This is a genomic window from Lelliottia sp. JS-SCA-14, assembly GCF_035593345.1.
GTDB lineage: Bacteria > Pseudomonadota > Gammaproteobacteria > Enterobacterales > Enterobacteriaceae > Enterobacter > Enterobacter wanjuensis.
Genome location: NZ_CP141606.1, coordinates 1,578,206 through 1,594,445, shown reverse-complemented (window position 1 = coordinate 1,594,445; position 16,240 = coordinate 1,578,206). Strand labels below are relative to the sequence as shown.

The window sequence follows — 16,240 nt, the reverse complement described above, 5'->3', positions numbered from 1 at the left end:
AAAAAAAATCCGCCACATTGGGCGGATTTTTTACTGGCTCACCGAAGTGATTAGAAGCGGTAACCCACGCCTGCGATCCAGGTGCCAACGTCAACGTTGCGGATACGGCTCTGCTCATAGGAGAAGTCCAGAGCAACGTTTTCGATTGGGTTGAACTGCATACCTGCGCCGTAAGAGAAACCGTAGTCGCTGGTAGATGCAGTGCGGTTCAGACCCTGGTTTTCAGTCTGCTGGAATTTACCGTAGCCAACACCTACAACACCGTAGATGCTTGCCCAGTCGTTCAGGCGGTAAGCAGGACCAGCGGTCACACCGTAGTACTGAGCTTTGTTATAAGCGCCATCTTCAGTACGATCTTTCTCGGTGTAAGTGAAAGAACCGATCACGCCCAGCGGGTTGTTGTCCTGCTCGTAGCGGTACTTCAGGTTGAAACCGTTAGCTTTGTTTACTACGCCCTGCATATCGCTCTGAGCGTAACCACCGGTAACAGTGGAAGTAGCAGCTACAGCGGTACCTGCGGAAACAGCCAGAACAGCGGCCAGTGCTGAAAGACATGCAATTTTTTTCATAACCACCTCAAATGTGCTTCAAGTAAATCCGTAAGTTTTAAATATATCAAAAAATCTTGTGAAACTCTTTGTGATTCGTATTGTCTAACCCAGCCTTTGATGTAACAGAACATTTCAAGGCGCAGCTATCTCATTCAAAAAACGCGGAATTTCTACATTAATACGCTGATTCTGCGCGCCAATGGCGTTACATTCATCCAGATTAATCCTAATCTGTTAGCTGAATAAACCATCAATAAAGAGTCATTTTACGGATTTTCTGGCTTTTTTTTTCAACAAAGTCTCAACCGCTCGCCGTTTATTTCAATTACACTGCGAACCTTACGCCATTTGACAAAAATTGACAGGAGAAAGGATGCCGGGGATGTCTCGCAAGGCGCCAGTCTGGTTGCCCATCGTCGTAATACTCATCGCTATGTTGTCCATTCAGAGTGGCGCATCACTGGCTAAATCCCTCTTTCCGCTGGTCGGCGCGCCCGGTGTGACTGCCCTGCGTATTGCGCTGGGCACCCTGATTCTGGTGGTCATCTTTAAACCGTGGCGTCTGAGATTCAAAAAAGAGCAACGCCTGCCGCTGCTGTTTTACGGGCTGTCACTGGGCGGCATGAACTATCTCTTTTATCTGTCGATTCAGACTGTGCCGCTGGGCATTGCCGTCGCGCTGGAGTTCACCGGCCCGCTGGCCGTGGCCCTTTTCTCTTCTCGTCGCCCCGTGGATTTTGTCTGGGTGGTGCTGGCTGTTCTCGGTCTGTGGTTCCTGCTGCCGCTTGGGCAGAACATCTCTCACGTCGATTTAACCGGTGCCGCGCTGGCGCTGGGCGCTGGAGCCTGCTGGGCAGTATACATCCTCACCGGGCAGCGTGCGGGAGAAGAGCACGGCCCGGCCACCGTGGCGCTCGGTTCGCTGATTGCAGCCATCATCTTTGTGCCAATCGGCATGGCACAAGCGACGGAATCCATCTGGCAGTGGTCCATTTTGCCGATTGGTCTGGCGGTTGCGGTACTCTCCACCGCGCTCCCCTACTCTCTCGAAATGATCGCCCTGACGCGATTGCCGACCCGTATCTTCGGCACCCTGATGAGTATGGAACCAGCGCTCGCCGCCATGTCCGGCATGGTTTTCCTCGGCGAAAGCCTGACCTTAACTCAGACGCTGGCGCTGTGCTCCATTATTGCCGCGTCGATGGGATCGACTCTCACCATGCGGCCTGAAACCAAAATCAAGAAAGTCGACGTCAATTAATGCTCTCTATTCTGCATGGTTTATTCAGCCATGCAGAATAGAGGCCAACTTGTCCATATTGTTATTTTCTTACATTTTTTGTCATCGATGTGAAATATCCCCTCACGCTGATAAAAAGATGAAGTAATTAAGACTCATCCGCATAAAATAAATGACAAACCTTCAATATCAACCAGTTACTAAAACTCACTCCATTGCACTATTAAACCGATAGGCACAGCCATTCCGGCAGATTATAAAAGCGGTGCTATACTTATTTCCGGTAATTACCTGGAACATAAAACATCAAGAGGATATGAGATTATGAGTACCGCTAAACTGGTTAAAACGAAAGCGTCTAATCTGCTTTATACCCGTAACGATGTCTCGGATAGCGATAAGAAAGCAACGATTGAGCTGCTGAATCGCCAGGTGATCCAGTTCATTGACCTGTCGTTGATCACTAAACAGGCCCACTGGAATATGCGCGGCGCAAACTTTATTGCCGTTCATGAAATGCTGGATGGATTCCGAACCGCGTTAGTGACTCACCTGGACACCATGGCAGAACGTGCCGTGCAGCTGGGCGGCGTTGCACTGGGTACCACGCAGGTGATTAACAGCAAAACCCCGCTGAAAAGCTACCCGCTGGACATTCATACCGTGCAGGATCACCTGAAAGAGCTGGCGGATCGTTATGCGGTTGTCGCCAACGACGTGCGTAAAGCGATCGGTGAAACCAAAGACGAAGACACCGCAGATATCTTAACCGCGGCTTCCCGCGACCTGGATCAATTCCTGTGGTTTATCGAATCTAACATCGAATAATCCATACGAATTATCTATAAAACCCTCGCCACCCGGCGGGGGTTTTGCACGTTTATGGTGCACGCTTTTACTCTCCCCTCCCGCAAAAGTAAATTAGTTGTAATAATCACCTCACAAAATCGTTAACGAAAGATTGTTTTATCGCCGTTATTTGCGCTTAATAGCCACCCGTCGGCTGTGTAAACCCGACTGCACCAAAACAGCGCTCCATTATGGTGCATCAAAAGGGGTTTGCATCGTTTATTGTGCAACACATGACATCATCCTCTTTGCAAAACAATGAGTTGCAATGTTGGCACGATTTTTTCATGTAGCCGTTTGTTCTCGCAGGGGATCGCCCCGTGGATATAAAAGGAAATGCTATGAAGTCTGTATTAAAAGTTTCACTGGCTGCACTTACCCTGGCTTTTGCCATGTCCTCTCACGCTGCAGATAAAAAACTGATTGTCGCGACCGACACCGCGTTCGTCCCGTTTGAATTCAAACAGGGCGACCAGTACGTTGGTTTTGACGTGGATCTGTGGGCGGCTATCGCGAAGGAACTGAAACTGGACTACACCCTGAAGCCTATGGACTTCAGCGGCATTGTCCCGGCACTGCAAACCAAAAACGTTGACGTGGCGCTGGCGGGTATCACTATTACCGACGCACGTAAAAAAGCGATCGACTTCTCCGATGGCTACTACAAAAGCGGCCTGCTGGTGATGGTGAAAGCGGACAACAACGACGTAAAAAGCGTGAAAGATCTCGACGGTAAAGTGGTTGCAGTGAAAAGCGGCACCGGCTCTGTTGATTACGCCAAAGCAAACATCAAAACCAAAGACCTGCGTCAGTTCCCGAACATCGATAACGCTTACATGGAACTGGGCACCAACCGCGCTGACGCGGTACTGCACGACACACCAAACATCCTGTACTTCATCAAAACCGCGGGCAACGGCAAGTTCAAAGCCGTGGGCGACTCTTTAGAAGCGCAGCAGTACGGTATCGCCTTCCCGAAAGGCAGCGACGATCTGCGTACCAAAGTGAACGGCGCGCTGAAAACCCTGCGTGAGAACGGCACGTACAACGAAATCTACAAAAAATGGTTCGGCACTGAGCCAAAATAATTATTCTTAAAACAAGAAGTACGCTCAGGGGCGACCTTTCGCCCCTGCACTTTTAGAACCACGGTAACAGGAAATTATCATGCAGTTTGACTGGAGCGCCATCTGGCCTGCCATTCCTCTCTTGCTTGAAGGCGCCAAAATGACCCTGTGGATTTCGGTCCTCGGTCTGGTTGGCGGGTTGTTTATCGGCCTCGTGGCTGGTTTCGCTCGCACCTACGGCGGCTGGATTGCTAACCACATCGCACTGGTTTTCATCGAAGTGATCCGCGGGACGCCTATCGTCGTGCAGGTCATGTTCATCTACTTCGCCCTGCCAATGGCCTTCACCGATCTGCGCATTGACCCGTTCAGTGCCGCCGTGGTGACCATTATGATCAACTCCGGCGCCTACATCGCGGAAATCACGCGCGGCGCGGTGCTGTCGATTCATAAAGGCTTTAGCGAAGCGGGTCTGGCGCTGGGTCTGTCTCGTCGCGAGACCATCCGCCACGTGATCCTGCCGCTGGCGCTGCGCCGCATGCTGCCACCGCTCGGTAACCAGTGGATTATCAGTATCAAGGATACCTCGCTGTTTATCGTTATCGGCGTGGCCGAATTGACCCGTCAGGGCCAGGAGATCATTGCCGGTAACTTCCGCGCACTGGAAATCTGGAGTGCCGTGGCGGTGGTTTATCTGATTATTACGCTGCTGCTGAGCTTTGTTCTGCGTCGCCTTGAAAGAAGGATGAAAATCCTGTGATTGAATTTAAAAACGTCTCCAAGCACTTCGGTCCAACCCAGGTGCTGCACAATATCGATCTGGATATCAAACAGGGCGAAGTGGTCGTGATTATCGGGCCGTCAGGCTCGGGTAAATCAACCCTGCTGCGCTGCATCAACAAGCTCGAAGAGATCACCAGCGGCGATCTGATCGTCGACGGCCTGAAGGTCAACGACCCGAAAGTGGACGAGCGCCTGATTCGTCAGGAAGCGGGCATGGTGTTCCAGCAGTTTTATCTCTTCCCGCACCTGACGGCGCTGGAAAACGTGATGTTCGGTCCTCTGCGCGTGCGCGGAGCCAACAAAGCGGCGGCTGAGAAGCTGGCCAAAGAGCTGCTGGCGAAAGTCGGCCTTGCCGAGCGTTCTCATCACTATCCGTCTGAGCTGTCCGGTGGCCAGCAGCAGCGTGTAGCTATCGCCCGTGCGCTGGCCGTGAAACCGAAAATGATGCTGTTCGATGAGCCGACCTCCGCGCTCGACCCGGAACTGCGCCACGAAGTATTAAAGGTTATGCAGGACCTGGCGGAAGAAGGGATGACAATGGTCATCGTGACCCACGAAATCGGTTTTGCCGAGAAAGTGGCCTCCCGACTGATCTTCATCGACAAAGGGCGTATTGCGGAAGATGGTAATCCGCAGGAGCTGATTGCGAACCCACCAAGCCAGCGCTTGCAGGAGTTCTTGCAGCACGTCTCCTGATCATCGCTTTGCTTGCTACCTGCCGGGCCTCTCAATGGCCCGGCTTTTTTATGCCGGATTGTTCCCAAAAACTCCCCTCCCCCACCTGCCATCTATACTTATCATTTTGCTGAACATTTTCTTCACCGGAGGAAGCCGTGCCGTGGATCCTGCTGCTTTTGCTTTGCCTGTTCGGTGCGCCCGCCCAGGCAGTCACCATCCCTGGCGTCACCACCAGCACGTCCTCCTCTCAGCCGCCAGCCACCGCGCCGGAACCTGACGTTGAGCAAAAGAAAGCGGCCTATGGCGCGCTGGCGGATGTGCTGGAGAATGATACCTCGCGCAAAGAGCTGATCGATCAGCTACGAACCGTAGCCAAAACACCGCCGCAGGAGCCGGTCCCGAGTATTACGCCGCCGGAAGTGACCAGCGACAAAACCGTGCTAGAGAACGTCACGGACGTCAGCCGCCACTACGGCGAAGCCCTCTCCGCCCGCTTCGCGCAGCTCTACCGCAATCTGATTGGCTCCCCGCACAAAGCCTTTAATCCGCAAACCTTCGGCAATGCCGCCAGCCACTTCCTGATGCTGGCCGGGGCGATCTTCGCTTTTTACTGGCTGGCGCGGCTGTGTGCCTGGCCGCTGTATCGCAAGATGGGGGAGTGGGGGCGCAGAAAAAATCGGGAAAAAAGCAGCTGGCTGCATCTGCCGCTGATGATTGCAGGCGCCTTTGTGATTGATTTACTCCTGCTGGCGCTGACGCTGTTTGTCGGTCAGCTCCTGAGCGACAACCTGAACGCCGGAAGTAAAACTATCGCCTTCCAGCAAAGCCTGTTCCTCAACGCCTTCGCGCTGATCGAGTTTTTCAAAGCCCTTTTACGTCTGATCTTCAGCCCACGCGTGCCGGATTTGCGTCCGTTTTCGGTTAATGATCAGGGCGCAAAATACTGGGCGCTGCGCCTCAGCATTTTGAGTGGATTGATTGGCTACGGCCTGCTGGTCGCTGTACCGATTATCTCGAATCAGGTCAACGTGCAGATCGGCGCACTCGCCAACGTGCTGATTATGCTCTGTATTACCGTCTGGGCGCTGTATCTGATTTTCCACAATAAGAAAGCCATCACCGCCGGGCTGCTGCATTTGGCCGACCGCTCCCTTTCCTTCTTTAGTTTGTTTATCCGCGCCTTCGCGCTGGTCTGGCACTGGCTCGCCAGCGCCTATTTTATCGTGCTGTGCTTCTTCTCCCTGTTCGATCCGGGTAACAGCCTGAAGTTTATGATGGGCGCCACTTTCCACAGTCTGGCGATCATTGGGATCGCGGCTTTTGTCTCCGGCCTGCTGTCGCGCTGGATTTCAAAAACCATCACCCTCTCGCCGCAGGTGCAACGCAATTATCCCGAGCTGCAAAAACGGGTGAACGGCTGGATCTCCGCCTCGCTGAAAGTGGCGCGCATCCTGACCGTTTGCATCGCCATCATGCTACTCCTCAGCGCCTGGAGCTTGTTTGATTTCTGGAACTGGATGCACAACGGCGCAGGCGAGAAGACGGTGGATATTCTGATCCGTATCGCGCTGATCCTCTTCTTCTCGGCAATCGGCTGGACGCTGCTCGCCAGCCTGATCGAAAACCGCCTGGTCTCCGATATTCACGGACGCCCGCTCCCCAGCGCTCGCGCCCGCACGCTGTTAACCCTGTTCCGCAACGCGCTGGCAGTCATCATCAGCACCATCACCATCATGATTGTACTCTCGGAAATCGGCGTGAATATCGCCCCGCTGCTGGCGGGCGCCGGTGCCCTGGGTCTGGCCATCTCCTTCGGGTCGCAAACCCTGGTGAAAGATATTATTACCGGGATCTTTATCCAGTTTGAGAACGGGATGAATACGGGCGATCTGGTGACGATTGGGCCATTAACCGGCACGGTCGAACGAATGTCGATTCGGTCGGTCGGCGTGCGCCAGGATACGGGCGCGTACCACATCATCCCGTGGTCATCGATTACGACCTTTGCGAACTTTGTGCGCGGGATTGGTTCAGTAGTGGCGAATTATGACGTGGATCGTCATGAGGATGCGGATAAAGCGAAACAGGCGCTGAGAGCGGCGGTTGAGGAGCTTATGGAGATGGAGGATATTCGCGGGCTGGTGATAGGCGAACCGTCGTTTGCCGGGATTGTCGGGCTGACGAATACCGCCTTTACCCTGCGCGTGTCGTTCACCACACAGCCGCTTAAGCAGTGGACGGTACGGTTTGCGCTCGACAGCATGGTGAAAAAACATTTCGATCTCGCCGATGTACGGCCGCCGGTGCAAACCTACCAGGTACTGCCTGCGCCGGGGTCACCGCCGCCGCCGCTAGAGCCCACCCTGTAGGCCCGGTAAGCGCAGCGCCACCGGGCAAAACCTGTCAGAACGGACGGCGGCGTTTCGCATCATCCATAAAGGACCACGCGATAAAGCGGCTCTGTTTCTGCCCCTGGGCCATCTCCTTTTTCACCACTTTCACTGCGCCGACATTCGTCAGTGCGCGGTAAAGAGGCGGCAAATTATCTCCTCGAGAGACCAGGGTCGTAAACCACTTCACCTGACGGCCAAACTGCTGGCTTTCGGCGATCATCTTCTCGATGAAAGCCACTTCGCCGCCTTCGCACCACAGTTCGTGCTGCTGGCCGCCAAAGTTGAGCGCGCCATCTTCTGCCTGACCCAGGTTGCGGCGTTTACGCTCGCTACCCGCGCGGGCAGTGGCTGCCGAATCATGGAACGGCGGATTGCACATTGTGGCATCGTAGTTTTCATTCTTATGAATGATGCCGTTGAAAATCAGGGAGGCATCTTTCTGACGACGTAAACGGATGGCGCGGGTTAACCCCTCGTTGCCGTTGATAATCGCCTGCGCACTGGCGAAAGCTTCCGGGCCCGTTTCACTGCCGGTAAAGCGCCAGCCATATTCATGTGCGCCAATCAGGGGATAAATCAGGTTCGCGCCGGTGCCGATATCCAGCACCGTGGCCTGTTTCGGGATCTCTCCGCCATTACTTTCTGCCAGTAAATCAGCCAGATGGTGGATATAATCCGCACGCCCCGGCACCGGTGGACAGAGAAAACCTTCCGGAATGTCCCAGTGCGCCACGCCATAAAAATGGGCCAAAAGCGCCTTGTTCAGCGCTTTTACCGCCAGTGGATCGGCAAAATTAACTGAGGGTTCACCCGCGGGGGTCTGCACGATAAATTCCTGCAGTTGCGGGCAGCTTTGACACAGGGCATTCATGTCGTAGCGGCTACGGTGGCGGTTACGCGGGTGTAATCCCGGCTTTTGGGCAGTCATGGCATTCTCCTTTTCACAGCGGCGTAAGATACCCTCTGGGGGCCCAACGGTAAATAACTCTCTTACCGCCACAACAAATCACTAAAAATCAGCAACCTGTATGTCTATGATCTGTCAATCATTTGTCAGTTTATATCGTTCAAAAAATAAGCAGATCACCATCAAATTTTTGCGCTAAATCACACTCTCTAACCTTCTAAACTTAATCTGAATCACCCATTGTCATTCAGACTCAGAGGATGTGATTATGAAAAAATACCTGACTCTCATCGTTGTGGCTGGCGCACTGGCCGCTGCATCGTTTCCCGCATGGTCCGTTCAGTCCCTGACGACCGATAACGACACCAGCCAGCTTCGCCCTGCCGGAACCGTTTCCGCCACCGGGGCCGCCAATCTGGACGATCTCCAGCATAAGCTGGCAGAAAAAGCCCGTGAACAAGGGGCGAAAGGGTTCGTTGTTGAATCCGCGAGCGGCGACAACCATATGTTCGGCACAGCCACCATCTATAAATAGTTCCCCGCACACCCGCTGCATCTGCCCAACAGGTGCAGTGCTTTCTCCCCCCCCTTCTTGACTGTGCGTTTTTTAACCCCATATTCATACTATGTGCTTCTACTTATCAGGAGACGGATATGGCATCCGGTTGGGCGAATGACGATGCAGTGAACGAACAGATCAACAGTACGATTGAAGATGCTGTTGCGCGCGTTCGCAGCGATTTACCGCAGGGTGAAAGTTTGGTGGAGTGCGAAGAGTGTGGCGAGCCTATCCCTGAGGCGCGACGTAAAGCCATGCCAGGCGTGCGGCTTTGCATCACTTGCCAGCAGAATAAAGATTCAAAAAATACTTCACACTCAGGATATAATCGCAGAGGATCTAAAGACAGCCAGCTACGTTGACTCTTCTTTACCTAAACCGAAGCGGCAAGCAGTTAGCTTTACGCTCACGCTTTTTTCAACATCGCGTGGCAAAACGTGCCCTCTTCACCTCGTCTGTAAAGCGAAGCGACAAGAACTGTAAAACGACTCTCTGAATTTATTAATAATCAATAAGTTATTTGTCATTCAATTTTTTTGAGCAACGCTGTCAATTCTCTTCGATTTTATCTTTCGCGAAAAACCGTGATACTTATCACATCGACGGAACATCGTCCCCTTAACAGAATAACCTGCGAGAGATTAACTATGAAAACCATCAAATATGCTGTTGCCGCTGTTGCCCTGTCTGCTCTGTCATTTGGCGCATTCGCTGCGGAATCTGTGACTTCTGCTCAGGCGCAGAACATGAATAAAATCGGTGTGGTGAGTGCAGAAGGCGCGACCACGCTGGACGGTCTGGAAGCAAAACTGGCTGAGAAAGCGTCAGCTGCGGGTGCAAGCGGATACACCATCACCTCTGCTAACACCAACAACAAACTTAGCGGTACTGCGGTTATCTACAAATAACCCAACGGATTATGCTCCATCGCTCGCTACACCCTCTGGCGAGTTGCTCCAACCCTCATTGACCCTGTTGTTGTTACCCTTTGTTTGCCCGTCCTCACCGGACGGGCTTTTTTTTATCTAAAAATACTGCGCCACGCGCGCCAGCCCAGCCTCAACGGAATCCGTCTCCCCTGTCGCCATCAGACAGCACGCCATCTGTAGCTTCAGTGAATGCGGTACCGGCTCAATTCCGGCGAGACAGCGCTCGGTCCAGCGGGCCGTGGTTTCAGCATCTTTCGCCGTCGGGAGCACCACTTCGCCCGGCGGCTCTTCACTGCGCTCGAGCACCACACGTGTGCCCTGCTTGTCGATCAGCGTCATCTGCGGACAGCGCTGCGGATTGGCGTAGGCTTCGCCTTCGGTGCCGTGCATCAGCAGCCCTTTACCGCCAATATCGGCGAAGAAGCCCGCCACGCGAGTGACATACTCCGGGTGCGAAACGCTCGACAGACGCAGCGCAGCATCTTCCGCAAACGGCGTCGCCAGTTTTGCCAGAGTGTGCGCGCTGTTACGCACGCCCATCCGCCAGCGCATATCCAGCTGTTTTTCGAGCGGCGGACAGAGTGCGCTGACCGGAATAAAGACCGGGTGATGACCTTCGAGTTTGGCCTGTGCCTGACCGGCATGGAGAGTGGGCGCAATGCCCATTAATTCAAATATGGTTTCTGTCAGTACGCGCGTCGGATCGGCGCTGACGCCGTGCACCACCACCGGAAAGCCCAGCTTGTTGAGCAGTACCGCCAGCAGCGGCGTGAGGTTCGCCTGTTTGCGCGCTCCGTTATAGGTCGGGATCACAATCGGCATCGGCTTTGCCACAGGCGGCGTCAGTTGCAGGGTTTGCGCCTGCATCGCCTCGTAAAACCCGCGCATCTCCGCTTCGCCTTCGCCTTTAATGCGCAGGGCAATTAAGATGCCGCCCATCTCCAGCTCCGGCACATCGCCGTTCAGCATGTGGGTGTACAGCGCGCGGGCAGTTTCCTGATCCAGATCGCGGGCGTGATTTTTCCCGCGGCCTACCTCTTTGATAATTTTGCGATAATCCACGACATTTCTCCTGGCAACATCATAGACACACTATAGCCCTGATAAAGCCATCAACGATAGTGTTGCTTATTTTCTGCCGGGACTACGGCGTCTTGCGCCGGGCGCTTTTTTCCGCGCGGCCACTACTTGCGTCGGACGCTTTGTCACTTCCGGCACGTCGGGCTGCTCGATCGGGAATACCGGCAGTGCGTTGAGCAGGCGCTGGCCGTAGTTTTTGGTCAGCAGACGTCGATCATAAATGACGATTTCGCCCCAGCAGCCGTGGCTACGGATCAGTCGCCCCACCTGCTGAATCAGGTTGAAGGACGCCGCGGGCAGGCTTTGCACTTCGAACGGATAGCGGTTGAGGCTTTTGAGCCACTCGCCTTCGGTGATCACCACCGGGCTGTCGATCGGCGGGAAGGCGATTTTATGGATGTGCACCTGGGTCAGGTAATCGCCCTTCAGATCCAGACCTTCTGCAAAAGACTGCAAGCCGACGAGCACGCTGCGCTCGCCGCCGTCAATGCGCTTGCGATGGGTTTCCACCAGCCGGTAGCGCGGCTGATCGCCCTGCACGAGCAGCAACAGACGCAGGTCGGTGACATAGGTTAAAAACAGCTGCATCGCGCGGTTGCTGGCGAACAGCACCAGCATGCCGGGATATTTTTTGCTCTCGACCTGCTCGCGGAAATAGGCGGCCATTTCGGCAATGTGCTGCTCTTCGTGCTCCATCAGCGGCTCGTGCTGCATTTTTGGGATCACCAGTTTGCCCTGCTCGCAGTGGTTAAACGGCGAATCCAGTGAGACAAAACGGTCGCCCGCTTTCTCTTTCAGACCGCTCATCTCCTGCAAACGCGAGAAGCTGTTCAGGGAACGCAGCGTCGCGGAGGTAACGACCACGTGCGGCACGCTGCGCCAGATCAGCTTCTCCAGCTGATCGCTGACGCGAATGCCCACGCAGTGGAAGTAGAGATGAATTTGTCCGTCTTTGGCGTCCCGCGTCGCCCACTTGGTGACCGGCGCGCCGGAGGCCTGAGCCATCGACGCCAGCCGCCACAGCTTGCTTTGGCTCTCAAACATGCTCAGGGCGCGGTTCATCTGCAGCAGCACGCGATGCACGCGCACCACGTCATGGGTGCCGGTTTTTTCGCTGAGATCGTTGAGGAACATCTCCGCCAGCCCGCGCAGTTTTTCCAGATGCTTCGCCAGCTGTTTGCAGATCTCCATGATCTCCTCCGGCAGTTCGCCCATCGCAAAACGATGTTCGGCCTCCTGAGTCGCAGGCAGATAAAGATCGAGAATGGTGTTCAGCGAGGCGATTAACGCGTAAATCTCTTCGCAATGGGCACTCAGCCGCTCAGGCACCGCCAGCGGCGGCGTGGTTTTGGGGCGGAACTGCTCCATGCAGGTGGAAATCAGCTTGCAGAACAGATCGAGCTGCAGACGAAACCACGGGGCGGTGATCTCCGCGCTCATTTCTAAGGCATCGCGCGCCACGTCCGGCAGATGGTGTCCTTCATCGAGGACCAGTAAGAGATTTTTCGGGTCCGGCAGGACCGATTCGCTCTCGAGCGCCGCCATCACCAGCGCGTGGTTAGCCACCACCACTTCCGCTTCCTGAATTTCACGACGCGCGACGAAGAACGGACATTCGCGGTAGTAATGGCAGTTGCGGTTCAGACAGCTGGCTTTATCGGTGCTCAGTCGTCGCCACAGGTCATCGCTGATGGCTTTGTCCGTGTGATCGCGCAGGCCGTCCCACTTGTAGCCGTCGAGATCGACTTTGAGCTTCGCGCACAGCTCCTGCTCGGCTTTGTTGTTCGGCGTGAGGTCATCGTCGAGGAACGCCAGCAGATCCTGCTGGGTCGCTTCGGTGCTGGCAAGCCCCGCCAGATTGCGCGGGCAGACGTAACGTCCGCGTCCAAACGCGGCGGTGAAGCGCAGCTTAGGGATGATTTTGCGCAGCAGCGGCAGGTCTTTGCTGTAGATCTGATCCTGCAATGCCACGTTGGCGGTGCTGACCACCAGCGTTTTTTGCTCTTCGCGAGCAATCGCAATGCCAGGAATTAAATAGGAGAGGGTTTTCCCGACGCCGGTCGGGGCTTCAATCGCCAGATGCCGTCCGTCGTCTCCGGCGAGCGTCTTCGCCACATCGGCAATCATCTGCCGCTGCGGGGCTCGGGGAATAAAGTCGGGGATCTGCTGTTGCAACGCCTTATACCAGGCGGCAATTTGCGCTTTGAGCGCAGCGGTTAAAGCCATCGGGGAACCTGAAATACTGTATAAACAGCCACTATTGTGGCACGTTCGCGGGGTTGTCGCAAAAAGAAAAGCCCGGCTTTGGACTGACCCCATAAAGTTGGACAGTTCATGTTAAGCGGCTATCGGGGTCTGGGTTCGGTATTCTACCGGACTCAGGCCTTTTAATTTCAGACTGATCCGCTCGTTGTTATAGTAATGGATATAGTCCTCTATCGCCTTCCTCAGTTCATTCAGATTGCTGAACCTGTTCAGGTAAAAACACTCCGATTTCAGTGTGCCGAAGAAGTTCTCCATTACCGCGTTATCCAGGCAGTTTCCCTTGCGTGACATGCTTTGTGTCATACCCTTCGCCTTTAACTTTGCCTGATAACCTGCCATTCGATATTGCCAGCCCTGATCCGTGTGCAGCAACGGTGCATCCTCCGGTTCGAGCACTGAGAATGCATCATGCAGCATCGTATTAACCATCTCCATCACCGGCCTTTCCGACAGGCTGTATGAGATGATTTCCCGGTTAAAAAGGTCCAGCACCGGCGACAGGTACAGCTTTTTACCCTGCACCGAGAACTCGGTGACATCCGTGACCCATTTTTCATTGGCTTTCGATGCACCGAAGTTCCGGCCCAGGATATTGGGTGCAGCCTTGCCCACCTCACCTTTCCAGGCACGATATTTCTTCACCCTTATCAGAGAGCGGAGCGACAGCTCTGCCATCAGCCGCTGCACTGTTTTATGGTTTACCAACAACCCTAGTTTTCTCAATGAGAGCGTGATCCTGCGGTAGCCATAACGCCCTTTGTGATAGTGGTAAATCTCTCTGATTTTGTCTTTCAGCCCGGCATGCCTGTCCACTCGCTTCAGCGCATTTATATTGTGATACCACGTACTGCGGGACATGCCCGCTGCACGCAGAAGATCACTGAGCGCATACTTCAGCCTTAGCTCACTGATTATTGCGGCTTTCTGCCGTTTTTCTCGCTTTGAACTAAGGCCTTCAGCTTTTTTAGGTAGGCATTCTCTGCGCGCAGGTAACGAAGTTCAGCCCGCAACTCTTCGGGAGATAACTTTTCCAGCGCCGCATCGGTAAGTGGAGGTGTTTTTTTGGGTTTTGTCATGTCCTTGCTCCGGCCAGGTTTTATGCTCAGAAGTCCTTTTTCACCTGCGTCTTTGTAGACATTCACCCAGTGCCGGACAACGGTTTCAGTGGAGATATTAAACCGTGCGGCAGCTTCGCGCATCGAAAGTTCTTCAGCGAGAACAGTGCGTACGACAGCAATCCGGAACGCCGGAGAATGGCGGTCATTTTTCCAGGTAATGCCATCAATACCGTGGAGTTGCCAGGCTCTTACCCAGCGTCGCACTGATGTTCTTTCAACACCAAAACGTTCAGCGGTACGATGTGTTCCATCTTTTCCGGCAAGGTAGTGATTGACGACAGCTAATCTGGTTTCGAGGGAATATTTTGGCTTTGCCATAAAAAACTGCACCTTACTCAGTTGGGTGTCCAACTTTTAGGGTGCAGTCCACTTTACGGCCGGGCTTCCAGATTACTGCGCTGAAGCAGGTTTACGCGGGCGGCGTCGGCGTTGGCCTTCACCTGCGGGTTTCGCTTCCCCGCTGCGCCATGGGTTTTCCCCGGCGGGTTTGGCATCACCGGTGCGACGCGGCGGTTTGCCTGCGGCTTTCGGTGCGCCACCTTCTGAACGGCGCGGCTGTTGGCTACGACCGCCAGCGCCCTGTCCACGACCACCGCCGCCGCCACGCTGCTGGCGACCGTTCTGGATCGGCTCCGCTTTGATGGAAGCATCCACTTCATAGCCTTCGAGGGCGATGCGTGGGATCTCTTTTTTCAGCAGACGTTCGATGTCGTGCAACAGTTTGTGTTCATCGACGCAAACCAGAGAGAGCGCTTCACCGGTGGCCGCCGCACGGCCGGTACGACCGATACGGTGAACGTAATCTTCCGGGACGTTCGGCAGCTCGTAGTTCACGACGTGCGGCAGCTCTTCAATGTCGAGACCGCGCGCGGCGATATCCGTCGCCACCAGCACGCGAATGTCACCGGATTTGAAATCAGCCAGCGCACGGGTACGTGCACCCTGGCTCTTGTTGCCGTGGATGGCCGCACTGCGGATGCCATCTTTGTTCAGCTGTTCTGCCAGGTGGTTAGCGCCGTGTTTGGTACGGGTAAAGACCAGCACCTGCTGCCAATTGCCTTCGCCAATCATCTGGGAGAGCAGTTCCCGCTTACGCTTCTTATCAACGAAGTGAACGTGCTGGGTGATTTGCTCAGAGGCGGTGTTGCGACGCGCCACTTCGATTTCCAGCGGGTTACGCAGCAGTTTTTCCGCCAGACCTTTGATCTCATCAGAGAAGGTGGCGGAGAACAGCAGGTTCTGACGACGCGCAGGCAGTTTTGCCAGCACGCGGCGAATATCATGGATAAAGCCCATGTCCAGCATACGGTCCGCTTCATCCAGCACCAGGATTTCAACCTGATCCAGTTTGACCGCATTCTGATGTTCGAGATCCAGCAGACGGCCCGGCGTGGCGACTAAAACGTCAACGCCGCTGCGCAGTTTCATCATCTGTGGGTTAATGCTCACGCCGCCGAAAACCACCAGCGAGCGAATGTCGAGGTAACGGCTGTATTCACGCACGTTCTCGCCGATCTGCGCGGCAAGTTCACGGGTGGGGGTCAGGATCAGCGCGCGTACCGGGCGACGGCCTTTGGCGTGCGGCTCTTTCTGAACCAGACGCTGCAGCAGCGGCAGCGTGAAGCCTGCGGTTTTACCGGTGCCGGTCTGGGCACTGGCCATCAGGTCACGGCCTTCCAGCACCGCAGGGATCGCCTGCTGCTGGATTGGGGTTGGCTCAACGTAGCCCTGCTCTGCAACAGCGCGCAGAATTTCAGGGTTCAGGCCAAGGGTATCAAAAGACATAAAAACTCCGAACCGCCCCGACCGTCACAGGTGTAG

The 16,240-nt window shown here is 54.7% G+C and carries 15 protein-coding genes; 9 read left to right on the top strand and 6 right to left on the bottom strand.

Annotated elements, in window-relative coordinates:
- Positions 1–50: 50 nt before the first annotated feature.
- Positions 51–569, bottom strand: coding sequence for an outer membrane protein OmpX (gene ompX, locus U9O48_RS07510; RefSeq protein ID WP_282492277.1), 519 nt, complete (start codon positions 567–569; stop codon positions 51–53).
- 355 nt (positions 570–924) lie between these two features.
- On the opposite strand from ompX, the gene rhtA reads away from it, so the two are divergent.
- The 6 genes from rhtA (at position 925) to ybiO (ending at position 7,537) form a co-directional block, all read left to right on the top strand.
- Complete coding sequence (rhtA, locus tag U9O48_RS07505; RefSeq protein WP_282492276.1) at positions 925–1,812, top strand: threonine/homoserine exporter RhtA; 888 nt, start codon at positions 925–927, stop codon at positions 1,810–1,812.
- Positions 1,813–2,115: 303 nt separating this feature from the next.
- A complete protein-coding gene (gene dps, locus U9O48_RS07500) occupies positions 2,116–2,619 on the top strand; it encodes a DNA starvation/stationary phase protection protein Dps (RefSeq protein WP_095281343.1) in 504 nt (167 codons plus the stop codon).
- Between the two features lie 362 nt (positions 2,620–2,981).
- Positions 2,982–3,728, top strand: coding sequence for a glutamine ABC transporter substrate-binding protein GlnH (gene glnH, locus U9O48_RS07495; protein WP_095281342.1), 747 nt, complete (start codon positions 2,982–2,984; stop codon positions 3,726–3,728).
- 79 nt (positions 3,729–3,807) lie between these two features.
- Positions 3,808–4,467, top strand: a complete 660-nt coding sequence (glnP, locus tag U9O48_RS07490; protein WP_095281341.1) for a glutamine ABC transporter permease GlnP — start codon at positions 3,808–3,810, stop codon at positions 4,465–4,467.
- Positions 4,464–5,186: a glutamine ABC transporter ATP-binding protein GlnQ gene (gene glnQ / locus U9O48_RS07485; protein ID WP_095281340.1), complete on the top strand. Its 723-nt coding sequence runs from the start codon at positions 4,464–4,466 to the stop codon at positions 5,184–5,186. The genes glnP and glnQ overlap by 4 nt, the downstream gene beginning before the upstream one ends.
- A gap of 137 nt (positions 5,187–5,323) precedes the next feature.
- Complete coding sequence (gene ybiO / locus U9O48_RS07480) at positions 5,324–7,537, top strand: mechanosensitive channel protein (protein WP_285149083.1); 2,214 nt, start codon at positions 5,324–5,326, stop codon at positions 7,535–7,537.
- A 34-nt stretch (positions 7,538–7,571) separates the two neighbouring features.
- On the opposite strand, the gene rlmF is transcribed toward ybiO, so the two are convergent.
- Complete coding sequence (gene rlmF / locus U9O48_RS07475) at positions 7,572–8,489, bottom strand: 23S rRNA (adenine(1618)-N(6))-methyltransferase RlmF (protein ID WP_285149082.1); 918 nt, start codon at positions 8,487–8,489, stop codon at positions 7,572–7,574.
- Between the two features lie 247 nt (positions 8,490–8,736).
- On the opposite strand from rlmF, the gene mcbA reads away from it, so the two are divergent.
- From mcbA to ybiJ, 3 genes are all read left to right on the top strand, one after another.
- Positions 8,737–9,003 carry a DUF1471 family periplasmic protein McbA gene (mcbA, locus tag U9O48_RS07470; RefSeq protein WP_285146548.1) on the top strand — a complete coding sequence of 89 codons (267 nt, stop codon included), beginning with the start codon at positions 8,737–8,739 and terminating at the stop codon, positions 9,001–9,003.
- Positions 9,004–9,122: 119 nt separating this feature from the next.
- Positions 9,123–9,389, top strand: a complete 267-nt coding sequence (locus U9O48_RS07465) for a DksA/TraR family C4-type zinc finger protein (RefSeq protein ID WP_282492272.1) — start codon at positions 9,123–9,125, stop codon at positions 9,387–9,389.
- 285 nt (positions 9,390–9,674) lie between these two features.
- Positions 9,675–9,935, top strand: coding sequence for a DUF1471 family protein YbiJ (gene ybiJ, locus U9O48_RS07460; protein ID WP_100777112.1), 261 nt, complete (start codon positions 9,675–9,677; stop codon positions 9,933–9,935).
- A 117-nt stretch (positions 9,936–10,052) separates the two neighbouring features.
- Here the strand turns inward: ybiJ and ybiB are convergent, their stop codons facing one another.
- The 4 genes from ybiB to rhlE all read right to left on the bottom strand — a co-directional run bounded on the left by ybiB (position 10,053) and on the right by rhlE (position 16,204).
- Positions 10,053–11,018: a DNA-binding protein YbiB gene (gene ybiB, locus U9O48_RS07455; protein ID WP_324723972.1), complete on the bottom strand. Its 966-nt coding sequence runs from the start codon at positions 11,016–11,018 to the stop codon at positions 10,053–10,055.
- 66 nt (positions 11,019–11,084) lie between these two features.
- Positions 11,085–13,262: an ATP-dependent DNA helicase DinG gene (gene dinG, locus U9O48_RS07450; protein WP_324723971.1), complete on the bottom strand. Its 2,178-nt coding sequence runs from the start codon at positions 13,260–13,262 to the stop codon at positions 11,085–11,087.
- A gap of 111 nt (positions 13,263–13,373) precedes the next feature.
- Positions 13,374–14,737, bottom strand: a protein-coding gene (locus tag U9O48_RS07445; RefSeq protein ID WP_285143722.1) for an IS3 family transposase whose coding sequence is annotated in 2 segments (ribosomal slippage) — positions 13,374–14,260 and positions 14,260–14,737 — 1,365 coding nt in all. Because the reading frame shifts where the segments join, the coding sequence is not laid out codon by codon here.
- Positions 14,738–14,809: 72 nt separating this feature from the next.
- Positions 14,810–16,204, bottom strand: coding sequence for an ATP-dependent RNA helicase RhlE (rhlE, locus tag U9O48_RS07440; RefSeq protein ID WP_202674773.1), 1,395 nt, complete (start codon positions 16,202–16,204; stop codon positions 14,810–14,812).
- Positions 16,205–16,240 lie beyond the last annotated feature (36 nt).

Bases quoted from the DNA above. Each gene is read 5' to 3' on its own strand.
- mcbA (WP_285146548.1), top strand. From the start codon at position 8,737: ATGAAAAAATACCTGACTCTCATCGTTGTGGCTGGCGCACTGGCCGCT.
- rhlE (WP_202674773.1), bottom strand. From the start codon at position 16,204: ATGTCTTTTGATACCCTTGGCCTGAACCCTGAAATTCTGCGCGCTGTT.
- ompX (WP_282492277.1), bottom strand. From the start codon at position 569: ATGAAAAAAATTGCATGTCTTTCAGCACTGGCCGCTGTTCTGGCTGTT.
- glnH (WP_095281342.1), top strand. From the start codon at position 2,982: ATGAAGTCTGTATTAAAAGTTTCACTGGCTGCACTTACCCTGGCTTTT.
- dps (WP_095281343.1), top strand. From the start codon at position 2,116: ATGAGTACCGCTAAACTGGTTAAAACGAAAGCGTCTAATCTGCTTTAT.
- glnP (WP_095281341.1), top strand. From the start codon at position 3,808: ATGCAGTTTGACTGGAGCGCCATCTGGCCTGCCATTCCTCTCTTGCTT.
- U9O48_RS07465 (WP_282492272.1), top strand. From the start codon at position 9,123: ATGGCATCCGGTTGGGCGAATGACGATGCAGTGAACGAACAGATCAAC.
- ybiJ (WP_100777112.1), top strand. From the start codon at position 9,675: ATGAAAACCATCAAATATGCTGTTGCCGCTGTTGCCCTGTCTGCTCTG.
- rhtA (WP_282492276.1), top strand. From the start codon at position 925: ATGCCGGGGATGTCTCGCAAGGCGCCAGTCTGGTTGCCCATCGTCGTA.
- dinG (WP_324723971.1), bottom strand. From the start codon at position 13,262: ATGGCTTTAACCGCTGCGCTCAAAGCGCAAATTGCCGCCTGGTATAAG.
- rlmF (WP_285149082.1), bottom strand. From the start codon at position 8,489: ATGACTGCCCAAAAGCCGGGATTACACCCGCGTAACCGCCACCGTAGC.